This window comes from Desulfomonile tiedjei, from assembly GCA_016212925.1.
Classification (GTDB): Bacteria; Desulfobacterota; Desulfomonilia; order Desulfomonilales; family Desulfomonilaceae; genus JACRDF01.
The window spans coordinates 173,910-190,279 of sequence record JACRDF010000010.1; the positions used below are offsets into that span (position 1 = coordinate 173,910).

Sequence of the window (16,370 nt, forward strand, 5' to 3'; positions counted from 1 at the left end):
AGTTGAATACTGTTTCTCAGCCGGTAAATGACTACAAGAGCGACCTATCTCCGGACGAATTTATAAAGCTGTGCAGGACCATAACGACTTAAACTGACCAGAAAAAGCCCTCATAATGAACAAGCCTGGCCGGTGAATTGGGTTCCAAGGAGGCGCGGGTTTGTCAAAACAATGGTTCCGTTCTTCGTAATAAAGAAGTATCCTCCGGGCATCTATCCGTTGAACGCACATCCGCATTGAAGGTTTCTTCATGACTCCGCAGAATGGGGACATTCTACAATCAACTGTTAAAGAACGCGCAGACGAGCAATCACCCGCCGCGATTGAAGCTTCCCACATTGATCCGGCGAAGATGATCCTACTGTTCAACGCGTCCAAGGCCTTTGCGTCCACTACGGACCTGGACCAACTCCTCAATGTTATAGTGAATGAAGTTCAGAACGTGCTCTATTGCGAAGGCGCAGGGGTCCTGTTGTACGATGAAGAGAAAGACGACTTTTACTGGAGGAGTGTCCAGGACAAAGGCGGCTTTTTCTCGTCCGCGCGGGAAGACATAAGAATCCCCAAAGACCAGGGCGTATGCGGTTGGGTCTTTGCCAGTGGGCAACCCGCTCTTGTTCACGATGCCGCGAACGATCCAAGGATTTACAGGCAGGTTGAAACCAAATCAGGCTTCACCACTCGAAACATGATCTGCGTTCCCCTGAATACCCGCGAGAGACGACTCGGCGTCTTGTATGCCCTTAACAAAACCGATGGATCGTTCACCGGCGAAGACCTTGAGATTATGCAGGCGTTGTCCAGCAACGTGGCGCTGGCCCTTGAGAATGCTTCGTACCTCGAGAGTCTGATGAACTCTCACAGGGAACTGGAACGGCTCAACCGGGTCAAAAACAAAATTCTCCACCATCTTTCTCACGAATTGAAAACCCCTCTGGCCATCATCGAGGCCTCGCTTAGGACGATGGTTCGCCGGATGGAAATGGAAAGCATCCCCAGGGACAAGCTGCCCTTTGAGCGCATCACCCGGAACCTCGACCGGTTAAAAACCATCGAAAAACAGGTGGGGCACATTGTCGAGGAAAAGGAGTTCCCAGAACGCAAGGTGATTTCAGAGTTTCTGGATCATCTGGAGGATTTCATCGAAATCGAGGCGGAAGAGGAGCCTCGACTAAAAGAAGCGCTGGAAGCGCTACGGCGTAAGATAGCCGATCAATTTCCGCCAAAGAAGGAAGACGCTGAAACGGTCGCTGTGAAGAGAGCGTTTCAGACTGTAGAATTTCGGGTCAAGCAGATGATACTGGACCGAAGGTTGAACATCGAATTTGTTCCGCCTGATGCGGTTATCGTAAGGATGCAGCCGCAGATAATGATATCCGTCGTCGAGGGCCTGGTGAGAAATGCAATCGAGAACACCCCCGACCATGGACGAATTGTAATCAAAGGAGAGAATTCCTCGTCCGGCTACAGGATCACCGTTACCGACTGCGGAGTGGGAATACCGGAGAGCGAGCAACCGAACATCTTCGAGGGTTTCTATCCGGTGCAGGAGACGGACCTTTACAGTTCGGGTCGCCAGTACGCATTCAATGCCGGCGGCACCGGGACTGACCTCTTGAAGATCAAGATCTTCTCCGAGCGCTTCGGGTTCAGCGTGCGCTTTCAAAGTTTCCGTTGTCCGTGCATCCCCACCGGTCGCGACGTCTGCCCCGGTGACATTGCTAAATGCGCCTGCTGCGAAAAGATCGAGGACTGCTACGAGAAAGGCGGCACTGAATTCGTCATCGAGATCCCACCGGAATTGGTCGAACCTGGAGATGAAGGCCAGAGCGCAGCCTCGGGTTCTGTAGAATAAACTGTGCGAGGAGCCTCTATCAGGGAGAGGATGAGTTCGGAATTCAATTTCCTGGAGAAGTCGGAGCCCCTGTGTGATAATCGGGGTACAAAGGTCAGGGGAAAGACGATGCTGCGACCTGAATTGTCAGGGATCATGAGTTAGACGACATGAGATCTGACAGGCATGCGTAAGAAAAATTACCAACATTGCTTAGTGGACTGGAACAATGAAACAAAATCAATCCCATGTGGCACAACTGGAATCGCTGGAGTGGCTCGCTTTTGACTACCCTCACGAGACGATTGGGCGAGCTTTGATGATTCAGTCGGATTGTCTCGAATGGTTAAGGACGTCTCCCCCTGATACGTTTCACGCGGTGGTAACTGACCCTCCCTACGGAGTCAAGGAATATGATTTAGACCAGCTTGAAAAGAGAGCCAACGGCGTGGGGGGCATTTGGCGAATTCCCCCCTCCTTTGATGGACACCTTCGGTCTCCGCTGCCTCGGTTCACGGCGCTCTCTGAAAAGGACAGGATGATTCTCAAGAAATTCTTCGTGGAATGGGCAAGACTCATTGTGCGCGTGCTTCGACCCGGTGGTCACGTTTTCATAGCCGGTAACGCGTTTCTCTCCCAGTTGGTTTTCTCCGCTTTGATCGAGGGCGGATTGGAGTTTAGAGGAGAAGTTATTCGTTTAGTGAGGACGCTGCGAGGCGGCGACAAACCGAAGAACGCTGAAGAGGAATTTCCGGAAGTATCGTCGCTAGCCAGAGGTTGTTATGAACCCTGGGGGATTCTGAGGAAGCCGCTTCCCCGCGGCATGAAAGTGAGTGATTGCTTACGCCGATATCAAACCGGTGGGCTAAGAAGGCGTCCAGACGGCAGACCGTTTGATGATGTTATAATAAGTGAGCGAACTCCACAGCGGGAGCGAAAAATTGCAGATCATCCAAGTCTCAAACCACAGTCATTTTTGAGACAGGTGGTCCACGCTTCTCTTCCCTTGGGAGAAGGCGTCGTTCTCGACCCGTTCATGGGATCAGGCTCCACAATGGCAGCCTGCAATGCCGTAGGTCTGGGATCCGTGGGCGTGGAGAGATTGCCAGAATACTATGAGATGGCCAGAACTGCGATACCCAGACTTTCAGTACTAGCCGTTGGCGAAAACCTTGATGAAAACCAACTCCTCTTGTCGCTTTAGTCATCTGGCAGCCTATAAATCCAATTCCCACGCATTTTCTCGTAACCAGACTGGGTTATGCTGGCAGTAATCGTTCGTCGGCTCGTGCCTTTCCTGCCTGCAAATGACCAATCTTGTTGCGTCACGCGCGCGCCCAAAACCTCGCGAAAAACAAAGGGTTTGGGGCGAACCAAACTCAGGTCATCAGCCTGTTTATTACTGTCAAAGACAAACACCATCAGCCATGTGTCCTCGGGATTGTGCCCTTGCCAGCCCTGTTGATGCCGAGAAGCCTTAACCTCGATGCCTTCCGCCGCATGTTGAGCCGAATTGCCGGGGAACCGACCTGCCGGAAGAAGGTCGGGGTGTCCGTTGTGATATCTATTTCGCACCAATCCATCGCAGTAGTAGGGAATCCGCATGTGCAAAAACTCACCTACGATGCTACTGAAATTGGCCGCCATAACTATGCTTTCAAGTCGCGGAATCGCTCTGCTGTAAAGCTTCTTGTTGATAAGCCCCAAGAAATCCACAAAGTCCGTCATGGCACGATAGATATGCCCTGTCGTAAGCCCGTACGGTAAGGATGCTTCCGAATTAAAGAATTCTAGGAGAGGCATTCTCGGCAGGCAGGCTAGTTTTTCCCAATTTGGCGGCACTACGGCTCCTTGCCGCGCGCGCTCTATCACTACAGAGAGTCGGAGTCAACTGGAAAAGCCAGGGAGTTTTAACCATGCCCTGCCTAATGTTGCCAAGCGCCGAGGCATCCATCCGCGTGACATGGTGCGCACCCAGTTCTCATCATGTGAAACCTTCCAAGTGTGCCCAGGTCACTTTCTTGACGGCCGCTGCCAGATACTTAGGCTTTCTTGGACTTTATAAATGTGCCGTCGCGGTACTCTTGGAAAGCGATCCTCAGCTCCTCTTGCGTATTCATCACGATGGGGCCGTACCAAGCGACAGGTTCACCGATAGGCTTGCCTGACATCAGTAGGAATCTCACGGAATCGCCCTCCGTTGAGACCGTGATCCGGTCGCCGTCGCCAAAGAGGACGAGAGTCCGGTCGCCTATGAAGGGGTCTGTTTGCATATCGAAGTAGTTTAGGCCCTCGATCTCGTAGGAAAGCGGCAGCTTCTCGTTGCAGAAACAACCCTTGCCGCCTATGACGTAGGCAAAAACAGTGTGTCCACGCTTGGTGGGATGAATGAATTCCGATCCCGCGGGGACCGTCACATCCAGGTATTCCGGGTCGGTAACGATATCCTGGACCGGTCCTTGTTCATCGCCAACACGGCCGCATATGACCTTGATGCTTGCGCCATCCTGCAGTTGGACTTCAGGGATCTGCTTATTCTTTACATCTCGATAGCGAGGGTCCATCATTTTGTGGGATTTCGGAAGATTGGCCCAAAGTTGGAATCCATACATCCGTCCGGCTGCGTCTCCTTTGGGCATTTCCTGGTGAACGATTCCGCTTCCGGCTGTCATCCACTGCACATCACCGCCGGATATGACTCCCTGATTACCCATGCTGTCTCCATGTTCCACCTCTCCACCGAGAACGTACGTGATGGTCTCGATTCCCCGATGAGGATGCCAAGGGAACCCTTTGATATAGTGCGCCGGGTTGTCTGACCGGAAATCGTCCAGTAGCAGAAAAGGGTCAAATGCGGGAACATGGCTGAATCCGATCACTCGCTCCAGGTGCACACCCGCGCCCTCGATCGTCGGTTTGCTCTTTAACACCTTACGGATCTTTCTCATTTCAATCATTTCTTCCCCTTTCGCTTCCAAGCTAGAAATGCCCTCCCCCGCGTTTGCGAAATGGTCGCGATGGAGGCTCCCACACGCTCATCTGCCAATTATCCGGATGGCTGGTCGCGCGTATCCATGGTGGCACGGAGATGCGGAAATATTGTGATAGTGAATAAATGTAGGGTTCATACATGCCACGGAGTTCCTTGAGTTGTCCGTCCGCATCGCTTCCTTCGCGGAGCTTTAGACCGGACGCTGCCAGTGTGGAGCGCAAGTGTGCCAACTCTGCCGGGGAAAGTCGATCCCGCTCCGGCTCAAGCGGAGGAGTGTAAAACACTATGGCAAGGTCCACAACCGCGTGTCGTGCCATAGCAAAAGTGCGCTGAGCTTGTCGTCGGCAGGCTCCCTCTACGCCGGTCATTACCAGCGCACTGGCGTCGAGGACTGTGGTAAGGGCCGCAAGCCAGGACTGGTTGTCGTGTTGTGAACGAAAATAAGCGAGTACCGGATACGATAGGTGGATCTCAAGGAATTCCGCGGACCAAAGCTCCCACTCGTGGAGAAGCTGCTCCAATTCCTCCATTCCATGTGTGTCTTTGTGTCGGAACAACATTTCCGCCGCAGTCGGAGGTGAACCCGCCCGCGCATCCAGCAGGGAGATGCTTACCTCTCGGCGGGAAAAGGATTGATTAAGCGGAGGTACATATCCGATGATCAAAGCCAGAAACGCGAACCCCATACCTGCTTCCATTACGACAAGGAATCTCGCGAGCGCGGTGCGAGGCGAAACATCACCTAATCCCAGGGTGAAAAAGGTTGTACCGCTCAGATACAGGTCCGTAAGGAAGCTCTGCCGACCGTCCGGGGTGTTAAGCTCGGACCCTGCGGCCCAGTGCAAACACGCGAAGCCGACCATCAAGCCCAGCGCCCACAAACCCACCAGTACCAACAAGGAAAGGGGACCGTAGAAACTAAAGTAGCCTTCCTTGCGTTTGCCAAACCACAATGAAGAAACCAAAGCAGAATATGCTACCCAAGTGTATCGGTAGAAAAGACGCGTGAGGCGAACGCGGCGAGTCACGCGACGCGGAAGAATAATTGTTTCAAACGCATCCCATAGCACGACCAGGATGAAGCCCCCTCCGAGCAACGCGGACAAAATTCTCACATTTACCCCCGATTCGGCTTCGGCCCCTACACTTGCCATGGAAGGAGCTTGTCCTTACTCGGAATCAAACACCGAAAGCATTGGTCAAAGCAATTGAAATTGAAACCGAAATCTTTTCCTCAATTCTGATCACAAAATTTCCGCAATACAATGCACAATGAATATTAAGCTCATTTCTTTTGAAGAGGCATTTGGATACTGTGACTCCTGAATCGCGAGCACAGTTCCGAAAAAGTCATCATCTTTTGTGAATGTGGGGCGTAGGATACCTGGCATTACATGCGTCAACAGCGATAGACCTCTCCAGCTGCACGGAATTCCGTTCCCCATTTGAGCGTTGGTGCACTGTCCATTGACTTTTGAACAACCAACGATTTTAATAAAGATTGTCGGTGTTCAGACCTGCAAGAGAGGAGAGCCTTATGGCGCCAAAGCCCGATCGTCGCGAGTTCTTGCGTTGCGGCCTGGTAACTACAGCCGCTTTGATGACAACCGGCTCCGTGGGACTATTCAATGTCAAGGATTCTTATGCGGAGCAAAGCCCCGACCTGGTTATTTCTCATGGCGGCAACCCCGCTGCCTTGGCCCGATCCGCGGTAGACGCGTTAGGCGGAATGAAACGGTTTGTGAAACAGGGAGCCAAGGTGGTGATCAAGCCCAATATGAGTTTCGGGAGTGGACCCGAGGCAGGGTCCAACACTCATCCCGCGATAGTAAGGGAAGTGGCGCTGATGTGCTCCGAAGCCGGGGCTTCCAGCGTGCTCGTTCTCGACAATGTTTTGCATGCGCCTCAGGACTGCCTGGCCAAATCACAAATCCCCGCTTATTGCAAGGATGTTCCCCGTACTTCGGTGAACGTGGTAAAGGACAAGCGCCTCTTCAGAGAGGTGAAAGTGGAGAAAGGACGCCAGCTTAAATCTATGGAGGTCCTGTCCGCAGTCCTGGACGCGGATGTGCTCATAGCCGTGCCGGTGGGCAAGTCTCATTCCTCCTCGGGGGTGAGCCTTTCCATGAAAGGCATGATGGGACTTATTCACGATCGCGTCTCTTTCCACAGCCGATATGACCTGCATGAGTCGATAGTGGACATGGTTAGCGTGCTCAAGCCGCATCTAGTGGTCATTGACGGCACCCGCATCCTGAGCACCGGCGGCCCCGGCGGCCCGGGCAAGGTCATCCCGCTGAACCTGGTAATAGCCTCTCCCGACATGGTTGCGGCAGATGCGCAGATGGTGGCTTTAGGCACGTGGTACGGGCGAGAGTTCAAGCCTGACCAGGTTCGCCACATCAAACTGGCAGCGGAACGCGGTCTGGGCTCTATGGACCTGCAAAAGCTCAATGTGAAGAATATTAAAGTGTAATGCGATTTCAACGACTTACGCAGGCCGTCACACTTACGATCTTCGTGGTGCTGATGGCCTTGGCCGCGTACCCTTTCGATGAAGGCCTGCTTGCGGAATTCTTTCTGCGCTTGGACCCGCTGATTACCGTGGGCACAAGCGTAGCTACCCGCGAACTTTCAGCCTATTTCATCCCCGGATTCGTCTTTTTGGCACTGGTCCTCTTGATGGGCAGGTTCTTCTGCGGGCACATTTGCCCGATGGGCACGACGCTGGACGTGCTGCAAGTCCCTCTCGGTCCCAGGAGAAAGCCTTCCGTCAAAAGGAATTCCTATGAAGCCACGGTGCGATTCCGCTCGTGGAAATATCTGGGCCTCGCTGCGATCATGTTCGCTGCTCTGGGCGGCATATCATTGGTGTTTCTCGGGTCTCCGCTGTCGTTGGTGACTCGCTTTTACGCACTCGTTCTTTACCCCTTGCTTCTTCTGACGGGTGATTCGGCTTTCCAGTGGGTTCGCCCCTTGCTTGCCGATTCATGGTTGCCCGGCGCGGCGTATATTCAAATTCCTCAGAAAGTATTTGCCACGAATTTATTCGTGGCGATGCTTTTCATAGGTGTCGCTGCCCTGGCATACGCTCAACCCAGGTTCTGGTGCAGGAATCTCTGTCCCGCCGGAGCGTTGATGGGCTTGTTGGCCAGGTCACCTCTTTTTAGGCGCCGAGTTGATGATTCCTGCAACGGTTGTGGACGCTGTATCCGAGAATGCCCCACAGCAGCCATATCCGAGGATCCGACAAGGACCGCATATTCCGATTGTATCGTCTGCTTGCGATGCGTAGAGGTTTGTCCGGAATCGGCCGTCAGGTTCTCCGGTATCCGGCGGTCCGGCGAGGTTCCACGGACGGTGGACCTGACCAGACGCGGTATTTTGTTGGGCATGGGGTCAGGACTATTGACAGCAGGGCTTTTCCGGACGTCTATTAGCCAACCCAGAGCCCTGGGCACGGAGAGGGTACTGGTTCCGGAGGATCTCATACGCCCGCCAGGCGCTCTACCCGAACCGGACTTCCTCACACGGTGCATTCGTTGCGGTGAGTGTATGAAAGCCTGTCCCACTAACACGCTTCAACCCGTGTGGCTCAAAGCCGGCTTAGAAGGGCTGTTCAGCCCCGTGATGATCCCCAGGCTGGCTGCTTGTGCGGTTCACTGCAATGTCTGCGGTAAAGTATGCCCTACTGGAGCGATTCGAGATCTTCTGCTCGTTGAAAAAAATCATGCCAAGGTGGGTACGGCGTGGATAGTGAGGCAGAACTGCCTCGTGTGGGAACAAGACAAGAAGTGCCTCATTTGCGATGAGGTTTGTCCGTACAATGCTCTGTCTTTTCAGGCGGTTCCAGGGCTGCACAATGCCGCGCCCTTTGTCCTGGAGAACCGATGCACCGGATGCGGGTGGTGTGAGAATAAATGCCCCGTCGAAGGCGCCTCCGCCATCAGGGTGAACGTTATCGGTGAACTGCGGCTGGCCAAGGGCTCATATGTGGAAAAGGCGCGAGATTACGGTTTGATATTCAAGGCAAAAGACAACTCGGCCGACCGGCTGGCTCCAGGTACTTTTGACGTGCCACAACAAGAACTCGATGCACAACCTTTGTCGGAGAGCCCAAATTCCTCGGAAACCGGGCTGCCACCGGGATTCATCGTGAAATAAACACTGACAGAGTCGCGACGATCTGCTATTATTCTGGAGAGGAGAAGTTCGCTTTCTCCAGGAAATTCACGCGGATAGAAAGCAGGATTTAGAGCCGAGAACATTCGTGTTACCCTTACTGACCCAAACACTATCCCAATGTCCCACGTTCCCTGAATCCGCCATCTCCTCAGACATGTGCGACGTAGACCATAGGGGCATGAAGGATCGGAGTGAAGCACAGGCATGAACGGCGCCCAGGCTGACGACAGCGATATAGGCCGCATGTGGAAAGAAGCGGAGTTTTATGAGGCTCAAGGACTGTATGACCATGCGGTCCTGGTGTACCAGTCTATCCTGCATAGAGAACCCGATAATCGCAGGGCTCAGGCCAAGGTCGTACAAATTCAATTGACCCAGCGTATGATGGATACTTCGCTCTCTCGGCGGTCGCCGGGCGAGGTTTCGCCTCGCATGGCCCTGGACTTGGGTGTCGCCTACATGGGCATGAATCTGTACGCTGAGGCCCTTGAGGAATTCAAGAGGGCTCTCTCTTCGGGCCCGCCGGTCAAAGTTGAAGCGCTGCGCTATGCTGCGGCCTGTCTGGTCAATTTGCGGAATTATGAAGAAGCTCAGGTCATTCTGGAAAAGCTGATCGGGAACCCAGCCCTAAGAGCGGCTGAGAAAGCCGATATCATAGGTGAAGTGGTCGGGATATATATTGATCAAGGGGCTTTTGACAGGGCTCGCGCGCTCTTTGCCAGGCTGACGGACGAACAGAAGGAGTTCATAGAAGGCTATGAAGACATAGTCAGTGCCCTTGCCGCTGGAGATCTCAAGAAGGAGGTCCGCCCCGAACAGCCCGGCGGGAGAGAAGTCGTGGCGCGGCAACCTGCTGCAGAACAAGTGGAAGAGGCGCACCCTGAAGACTCCCGTGTTATGTCACGAGAACTCGAGCAATTCATACCTCTGGACACTCCTGTAAGCTATTCCTTGAACAACAAAGCCTGGTTTGAGGGCAGTTGTTCGAAGCTGTCGTCTAATTGGGCACTGCTGCACCTATCTAACCCGCTTGACAACGGGGACAACCTGATCGTGCGGATTAGTCTGCCGACTCTGAGCCGTGACGAGCAGGTGTGGGTTATTTCCACTGTGAGCCAATCCCTTGGGCAGGGTCGCGATAAGCATCGCAATTCGGTCAGGGTCAAATTTGTGGCTTTCTTGCCTGGTGGGGAGGCCTTGCTCAAGACCTTCATCGACGATGTGGTAAAGGACCCGAGTATTCTTGCAGGCAGCGTGAAGAAGGTGTCAGAGAGCCATGTACAGCGATCCAATGTTATGTTTGGCGACCTGGAAGAGCGAGCTGTCAGGGCCATGCAAGAGATCTTGCTGCCGGAGTCTCCTGAAGAGACGGAAAGAATCCGCGAGGGTCGGCGAGCTGAAACGCACGCGACCGGAGATCTGGAGTCGCAGACAAAGTCCGAGAAGGAAAGAGTGCCCGGGATTCGTTTCGCATGTGAGTGTGGGCAGGTACATGTAGTTCCAATGAAGTTTGTGGGACGAAAGGGTCAATGCGCGGCCTGCGGCAGAGCCGTGACAGTTCCGGTTGTCGATGCAAGACCCGATGTCCTCGCGGACCAAATGATCGGAAAAAGTGTCGGAGGCTGTCGCCTTCTATATAAGATCGGCGGCGGCGGTATGGGAGGCGTGTTCAAAGGCCACCATCTGGGGTTGGACCTTCCCGTTGCCGTAAAGATACTCCACTCCCACCTGGCCGAAAAGGACCCCGTGTTCATAAAGAGGTTTATCCGCGAAGCCAGAGCCGCGGCCAAGCTTCAGCATCCGAACATTGTCGGCGTCTTGAACGTGGGAAATGAAGACGGGCTTCATTATATTGTGATGCCTTTCGTCGAAGGCGGAAACGCTGCCGCATTATTGGCCAAAGTGGGCAATCTCCCGGTTGAAAAGGTCCTAAATATTGCCATAGACATCACCAAAGCCCTGGGTGTGGCCGAAGAGCACAACATGCTTCACCGTGACATCAAGCCGGCCAATATTCTTTTCACGGGCAAAGGGGAGTCCAAACTGGCCGACCTGGGGCTCGCGAAGAACTTTCTGGAATCGCAGGACCCCGGCATAACGCAGACCGGTATAGCCTGCGGCACCCCCCTTTATTTCTCGCCCGAGCAGGCCAAGGGGTCGAAAAAATTAGACATTAGATCGGACATTTACTCCCTGGGAATCACCCTTTACCACCTTCTTGACGGCTCTCCTCCTTTCAAAGGTGAATCGGCCTATGTGATTTTTCAAAAGCACGTTCACGAACCGCTTCCACCATTCGAGACAGTGGATTCGGGCGTGCCTGAGCCTGTGTTTCAACTCCTCCAAAAGATGACAGAGAAGAAGGCTGATAACAGGTTCAAGGATTCCGCGGAACTTCTTGATGCCTTGCTGGCCCTGAAACGAGAGGTGGTAGGTTCCCGCAAACCCACCGTTCTCAAGAAGGGGCTTTTGGAAAGACTTGGTATAAGGAAGCCCAAGTAAGAGCCCCGTAAACCTATAGCAGTTCTCGAAAGTAAATACGGATTGACTTATGGGTGTCCCGCCAACGCGGGACTGGCTTGTCCAGCAGTGCGGTTCCATTCAGAAAGAACTTTCGAGAATCACTATAGTAGCCCCTTCTGTCAAGAGAGGACTTCTGAATTGGGTGCCACGGACCTGGGCCTTACCAGGTCCGTGCTTCCTCTCAGTTCTGTCGCCACGATAACTCGGAAGACTCTCAGCTCCACCTTACCATCGGCTCGTTTTTCAATTTGGTGTTTAATGCGGGGGACAACCTTAGTGTTTTCCCAAAACGCCGGCACGGACCTGGCGGAGCCCAGGTCCGTGGCACCCAGGAGCAAACCCGTAACCATTTTCGAGAACTGTAATAAGGTTTTCATGTCACGTTGTGAATAATAGGGCATGAAGCGTCGCGGGAGTGAGGTGTCTGAACAGAGCGCATTGCGGGCAGTGACTCGTTATGGGGTCACCGGCAGCCATCGTGGCGGGCACGGCCCGCGCTACAGGAGAGGTGTGGCTCCATCATAGGGCGGGCCGTGCCCGCCGACTGTATTCGTTGCCAATACTCTCGATCGGGCCGCAGTTCCAGTCACTATTTACTGCAATGACCCTAATCCGATTTCACTTTGCCGCGGGAAGAGTCGTGGCCTGGTGCGCTACCAACTGCCAGCCGGCCGGGGTTTTGGCAAACACGTGAGTAAATAGGTTCACTCCCGTTATCTCTTTCCCCTTGGAAACCACTTTCAGGTCGAACTTTCCCGTCACGATCGCTGTGTCACCAAAGATCCGCACATTGAGATCTTCCGGGACAATTGGAGCATACTTTCTGTCACCGGACCTGATAGCGTCGATGAATTGAGCCTTGGTCTCCACCCGGCCCGTAGCATGGATATGGGTAAGATTGTCTGCAAGCAGTTTTTCCAGAGTCGCAACATCATGGCCGGAAACCGCCGAGGCCCATTTTTGCTCCAATTGAATAATGTCCTGAGTCGTTGGCGGCTTTGAATGTGCGTACAATTGGCCAAGACCGAGCGTGGCACAAAGGGCGCCAATGAGAATAGCTGCAAAAGTGATTTGTTTCGCAAAGTCACAAGGCAGCTTTGTGAAAGCCAAGCGGCAACTCTTCGCTCCCCATCGAGGTTGCCCCTGATGTTTTCCAATAACGGCGTCGCATTTCTTCATGTGATTCCTCCCTTCTTCGGCGGCAAGTGGGAAAAATTGAGGCCAGCTCTTGAAAGGTTGTTCCCCGTCATTGCGAGCGAAGCGAAGCAATCTCTGGCTCTAAGCGCTGAGATTGCTTCGTCGCTCCACTCCTCGCAATGACATGTTTCGCGCGCGCCGTCTGCTCCGCAAGACTGAACGGCACCGCTGACTTCAATAATATTCTTGACTTATTCGCATATATACCGTAAACTATTATAGTATTCCTACAACAACTCGCCGGAGGATTTCACATGAGCCGCCTTGTTCGTCGAGCAGCACAGTTTCTTTTGATCATGATGTTCTTCGGATGGATAACGTATCCGGGGTGGTACTACGAATGGTATTCCAATTACCCCGAAAACTATGCTTTTCCGGCAAGCATGTCCAACGATCACGACCCTCGCTGGGGCTTCTGGTTCTGGTAATAAGGAGCATCCCTCCGCGTCCCCTGCTATCTTGCTGTGGGCCGTGGGACGTTCGCGGTACTATTTTCCCCTCAGTAGGCCCTTTTCATAGAAGTACTGGAACACTACGAAGGGGTCTATCCCGGTCATTTCCGAGACCTTGAAAATGGTCACAGACTGCCTGGCCATTTTCAGTTCGTTGATCAATCTGGTTATTCGCCCGTAGACCTCATTGCTTTCGTTGATATTCATGTTCATAGCTCCTGCCGGCCGTTCATCGCGAATGTTGGCCGCGGCAAAGAAGTTGTTCGACCTCTTCTGTAAATTTAACTCAATACATCAGGTAAAGATAGATTTTTTCGTGTTTATTCGGCCAGGGGGTGAGGCGGGGAAGGGTGCAGAACACCTTTTCGTGGCAGAGACTGCGAAAGGGTAGAGGCACGGCAGGCTAAGAGGGAAGAAGTCTATTTGCTTCAAAGGCCGGGACGATCCCATTTTTCGCGGACCCGCGCCACAACCTGTTCGTGCAGACAGACCACTTGTTCCAAGGTTTCAACTCTGGCCGGCGCGATAGTTTCCAGCGATTCCAGAACAATCCGCGGAATGTGGTTGAACGGTACTTTTGCGGCCAGAAACAAATCCACGGCTACTTCGTCGGCCGCGTTCAGGACCACAGATGAGGAGCCGCCGGCCTCCAAGGCCTGATACGCGGCCTTTAGCAATGGGAATTTGCTCCAGTCCGGTTCGAGGAAAGTCAGAGATCCCAGCCGCGGGAAATCCAGGGCCTCTGTCCCGGAAGTTATGCGTTGAGGAAAAGCGAGTGCGTACCCGATCGGAATTCTCATGTCCGTGGCGCCGAGTTGAGCCATAATAGAGCCGTCTTTGAATTCCACCATTGAGTGAACAATGCTCTGAGGATGGACCACGACCTCTATCCGACGACCCGGAACATCGAAAAGCCACGCGGCTTCAATTACCTCAAGGCCCTTGTTCATGAGGCTCGCGGAATCCACGGTGACCTTGGGTCCCATCTTCCATCGGGGGTGGTTTAATGCTTGTTCGCGGGTCACGCTGCCCATTTCCGATTCAGGCATATCTCGGAAAGGCCCGCCGGACGCGGTCAGGATTATCCTGCGAATTTCATTGTCTTGATTTCCCTGCAAACACTGGAATATGGCGGATTGCTCGGAATCGACCGGCAACAGGTTCACACTGTTCTTGCGGACTGTGGCCATGAAGAGGGCCCCTGCCATTACCAGCACTTCCTTGGTCGCCAGTGCAACGTCCTTGCCCGCGTGAACCGCGGCAAAGGTGGGCTGAAGGCCAGTACTACCCGGAAGCCCCGCTACCACGATTTCCGCGTCCGCGGCAGTGGCAACTGTTTCCAGTCCTTCAGCAGAGTGGCCAATCCAGAGATGCCCGGAATAGTCAGCCAGGCGTTGTTTCATCTCCAGGGCCGATTTCTCACTTCCGCATGAAATCAGGGACGGATGAAATTCTCTTGTCTGTTGTTCAAGCAGATCCAGATTGCTCCCCGCGGCCACAGCCACCACCCGGAACGTGTCAGGGTGAAGTCGCACGATGTCCAGGGTCTGTATTCCGATGGAACCTGTGGAACCAAGAATGGAGATGCCTTTCATCGAGGCACCGCATATCCGGAAAGCATCAGGAAGTAAAACACTACAGGAAAGGCCAATATGAGGCTGTCAGCTCTGTCCATGACTCCGCCGTGCCCCGGCAGGAATGTCCCAAAATCCTTGATGGCAAGGCGCCTTTTTAGCGCTGACGCAATCAAGTCGCCCACCGGACCTGCCGCTGCCAGCAAGAGTGTGACAAGAGCAAGAGGCTCGATGGCGAGAAGCCCGGGAACCATCGCCTTCATGACGAGCATTCCGGCGAAATTACCAGCCACGCCTCCTGCCAATCCTTCGACGGTCTTGGATGGGCTGACGTTTGGCGACAGCCTGTGTTTGCCGAAGTGCTTGCCCGCGAAGTATGCTCCCGCGTCGCCAAGACAGATGACCACCAGCACGTAAAAAACCCACGCGATGCCCAGGTCCAACCGGGCCAGGAGCAAAGCATGCCCCAAGGGGACAGCCACGTAACCCGCGACAAAAATCATCTGGCTGGCCGAATCCAGGGTATTCTCAATAAAGTTGTACAAAAATAGATGAAGGGCCACCACCACCAGAGGGAAAAAGACCACGACCGCTGGAACCGCACGGTAAGGCAGGGCGTAGAATGCTCCGATGACGGCCAATCCCAGAATGAAGGTCAGCCACCTGGAAAGCCGCGATTGAAGGCCCGGCAGGCTGCGCGAAAGTTCGCCAAAGGCCACACCCGAACACACGGCCACGATCAGCGCCACACCCGTCACTCCGCCCCACACCAGGAGAGGGACCAGGATTGCTAAGGCAACAGCCGCACTTATGATTCTCGTTCGAAGCATTACAAAGCTTTTTCGCCGGCTTCGATTTGCTCGGAGATTTTTCCGAACCTTCGCTGGCGAGAGTTGTAGGCACTAATGGCTTCGAGGAACGCGTGTTCGTCGAAGTCGGGCCAAAGAGTGGGTGTGAAATAAAGTTCTGCGTAAGCGCATTGCCACAAAAGAAAATTGCTTATTCGCATCTCCCCGCCCGTGCGTATGAGGAGATCCGGGTCAGGCAGCCCAGCGGTATCGAGAAAACCGGCAAAGGTTTGCTCAGTTATAAGATTCTCGTCAAGTTCGCCCGATCGCAAGGCACGAGCCACCTTAAGCGCGGCTGTCAGGATGTCCTGGCGGCCGCCGTAAGACAGGGCAATGCTCAGGACCGTGGACTTATTTTGAGCGGTCCTTTCCTTGGCCGCCTCTATTTTTGCCACCAGCTTGGCCGGCAACCGGCTTAGTTCCCCGACGGTTCTGAGCCTGATATCGTTAGCATGGAGTTCCTCCAGTTCGGAGTCCACGAATTGGCTCAGCAATTTCATGAGGCCTGAAACCTCGGTCTGAGGCCGTTGCCAGTTCTCTGTCGAGAAAGCGTAAAGGGTCAGGTATCCTATGCCGTTTCGCGCGGAAAACTCTACAGCCTTCCGAACGGCTTTTGCCCCCTGGCGATGTCCTTCCAGCCTCGGGAGTGTCCGCTGCCTGGCCCATCGGCCGTTACCGTCCATGATGATCGCCACATGACGCGGAAACTTTAAAGGCGGTTGTAACGGTGGGTTCAAACAAAGTCTCCTGACAACAGGATCGGAG

Annotated in this window: 14 protein-coding genes; 6 read left to right on the forward strand and 8 right to left on the reverse strand. The window is 53.8% G+C overall.

What is annotated here, in order from left to right; translation table 11 throughout:
- Window positions 1-250: 250 nt before the first annotated feature.
- Window positions 251-1,855 (forward strand): GAF domain-containing protein, encoded by a 1,605-nt coding sequence (locus tag HY913_04900; protein MBI4962595.1) that lies wholly within the window; start codon window positions 251-253, stop codon window positions 1,853-1,855.
- Between the two features lie 208 nt (window positions 1,856-2,063).
- The gene (locus HY913_04905; GenBank protein ID MBI4962596.1) at window positions 2,064-3,038 is read left to right on the forward strand and encodes a site-specific DNA-methyltransferase; all 975 of its coding nucleotides are present in this window, start codon (window positions 2,064-2,066) and stop codon (window positions 3,036-3,038) included.
- Here HY913_04905 and HY913_04910 read toward each other — a convergent pair.
- The 3 genes from HY913_04910 to HY913_04920 all read right to left on the reverse strand — a co-directional run bounded on the left by HY913_04910 (window position 3,035) and on the right by HY913_04920 (window position 5,941).
- The gene (locus HY913_04910; protein MBI4962597.1) at window positions 3,035-3,637 is read right to left on the reverse strand and encodes a hypothetical protein; all 603 of its coding nucleotides are present in this window, start codon (window positions 3,635-3,637) and stop codon (window positions 3,035-3,037) included. The genes HY913_04905 and HY913_04910 overlap by 4 nt on opposite strands.
- A gap of 239 nt (window positions 3,638-3,876) precedes the next feature.
- Window positions 3,877-4,791 carry a pirin family protein gene (locus HY913_04915; protein MBI4962598.1) on the reverse strand — a complete coding sequence of 305 codons (915 nt, stop codon included), beginning with the start codon at window positions 4,789-4,791 and terminating at the stop codon, window positions 3,877-3,879.
- Window positions 4,792-4,813: 22 nt separating this feature from the next.
- Window positions 4,814-5,941, reverse strand: a complete 1,128-nt coding sequence (locus HY913_04920; protein ID MBI4962599.1) for a two pore domain potassium channel family protein — start codon at window positions 5,939-5,941, stop codon at window positions 4,814-4,816.
- Between the two features lie 422 nt (window positions 5,942-6,363).
- Here HY913_04920 and HY913_04925 point away from each other — a divergent pair, with 422 nt between their 5' ends.
- The 3 genes from HY913_04925 (at window position 6,364) to HY913_04935 (ending at window position 11,513) form a co-directional block, all read left to right on the forward strand.
- On the forward strand, window positions 6,364-7,302 hold the full coding sequence (locus HY913_04925) for a DUF362 domain-containing protein (GenBank protein ID MBI4962600.1): 939 nt from the start codon (window positions 6,364-6,366) through the stop codon (window positions 7,300-7,302).
- Window positions 7,302-8,990: a 4Fe-4S binding protein gene (locus HY913_04930; GenBank protein MBI4962601.1), complete on the forward strand. Its 1,689-nt coding sequence runs from the start codon at window positions 7,302-7,304 to the stop codon at window positions 8,988-8,990. Before HY913_04925 ends, HY913_04930 begins: the two co-directional genes overlap by 1 nt.
- 225 nt (window positions 8,991-9,215) lie before the next feature.
- Window positions 9,216-11,513 (forward strand): protein kinase, encoded by a 2,298-nt coding sequence (locus HY913_04935; protein MBI4962602.1) that lies wholly within the window; start codon window positions 9,216-9,218, stop codon window positions 11,511-11,513.
- A gap of 639 nt (window positions 11,514-12,152) precedes the next feature.
- On the opposite strand, the gene HY913_04940 is transcribed toward HY913_04935, so the two are convergent.
- Entirely contained in the window at window positions 12,153-12,713 is a 561-nt protein-coding gene (locus HY913_04940; protein ID MBI4962603.1) for a nuclear transport factor 2 family protein, read from the reverse strand.
- A gap of 272 nt (window positions 12,714-12,985) precedes the next feature.
- On the opposite strand from HY913_04940, the gene HY913_04945 reads away from it, so the two are divergent.
- Window positions 12,986-13,159, forward strand: a complete 174-nt coding sequence (locus tag HY913_04945) for a hypothetical protein (protein ID MBI4962604.1) — start codon at window positions 12,986-12,988, stop codon at window positions 13,157-13,159.
- Between the two features lie 60 nt (window positions 13,160-13,219).
- Here the strand turns inward: HY913_04945 and HY913_04950 are convergent, their stop codons facing one another.
- The 4 genes from HY913_04950 to HY913_04965 form a co-directional block, all read right to left on the reverse strand.
- A complete protein-coding gene (locus HY913_04950; GenBank protein ID MBI4962605.1) occupies window positions 13,220-13,390 on the reverse strand; it encodes a hypothetical protein in 171 nt (56 codons plus the stop codon).
- A 221-nt stretch (window positions 13,391-13,611) separates the two neighbouring features.
- Window positions 13,612-14,778 carry a 1-deoxy-D-xylulose-5-phosphate reductoisomerase gene (locus HY913_04955; GenBank protein MBI4962606.1) on the reverse strand — a complete coding sequence of 389 codons (1,167 nt, stop codon included), beginning with the start codon at window positions 14,776-14,778 and terminating at the stop codon, window positions 13,612-13,614.
- Window positions 14,775-15,587: a phosphatidate cytidylyltransferase gene (locus HY913_04960; protein MBI4962607.1), complete on the reverse strand. Its 813-nt coding sequence runs from the start codon at window positions 15,585-15,587 to the stop codon at window positions 14,775-14,777. Before HY913_04960 ends, HY913_04955 begins: the two co-directional genes overlap by 4 nt.
- A complete protein-coding gene (locus HY913_04965) occupies window positions 15,587-16,288 on the reverse strand; it encodes an isoprenyl transferase (GenBank protein MBI4962608.1) in 702 nt (233 codons plus the stop codon). The genes HY913_04960 and HY913_04965 overlap by 1 nt, the downstream gene beginning before the upstream one ends.
- Window positions 16,289-16,370: the final 82 nt, after the last annotated feature.

Bases quoted from the DNA above. Each gene is read 5' to 3' on its own strand.
- HY913_04900 (MBI4962595.1), top strand. From the start codon at position 251: ATGACTCCGCAGAATGGGGACATTCTACAATCAACTGTTAAAGAACGC.
- HY913_04905 (MBI4962596.1), top strand. From the start codon at position 2,064: ATGAAACAAAATCAATCCCATGTGGCACAACTGGAATCGCTGGAGTGG.
- HY913_04910 (MBI4962597.1), bottom strand. From the start codon at position 3,637: ATGCCTCTCCTAGAATTCTTTAATTCGGAAGCATCCTTACCGTACGGG.
- HY913_04915 (MBI4962598.1), bottom strand. From the start codon at position 4,791: ATGATTGAAATGAGAAAGATCCGTAAGGTGTTAAAGAGCAAACCGACG.
- HY913_04925 (MBI4962600.1), top strand. From the start codon at position 6,364: ATGGCGCCAAAGCCCGATCGTCGCGAGTTCTTGCGTTGCGGCCTGGTA.
- HY913_04930 (MBI4962601.1), top strand. From the start codon at position 7,302: ATGCGATTTCAACGACTTACGCAGGCCGTCACACTTACGATCTTCGTG.
- HY913_04935 (MBI4962602.1), top strand. From the start codon at position 9,216: ATGAACGGCGCCCAGGCTGACGACAGCGATATAGGCCGCATGTGGAAA.
- HY913_04940 (MBI4962603.1), bottom strand. From the start codon at position 12,713: ATGAAGAAATGCGACGCCGTTATTGGAAAACATCAGGGGCAACCTCGA.
- HY913_04945 (MBI4962604.1), top strand. From the start codon at position 12,986: ATGAGCCGCCTTGTTCGTCGAGCAGCACAGTTTCTTTTGATCATGATG.
- HY913_04950 (MBI4962605.1), bottom strand. From the start codon at position 13,390: ATGAATATCAACGAAAGCAATGAGGTCTACGGGCGAATAACCAGATTG.
- HY913_04955 (MBI4962606.1), bottom strand. From the start codon at position 14,778: ATGAAAGGCATCTCCATTCTTGGTTCCACAGGTTCCATCGGAATACAG.
- HY913_04960 (MBI4962607.1), bottom strand. From the start codon at position 15,587: ATGCTTCGAACGAGAATCATAAGTGCGGCTGTTGCCTTAGCAATCCTG.
- HY913_04965 (MBI4962608.1), bottom strand. From the start codon at position 16,288: ATGGACGGTAACGGCCGATGGGCCAGGCAGCGGACACTCCCGAGGCTG.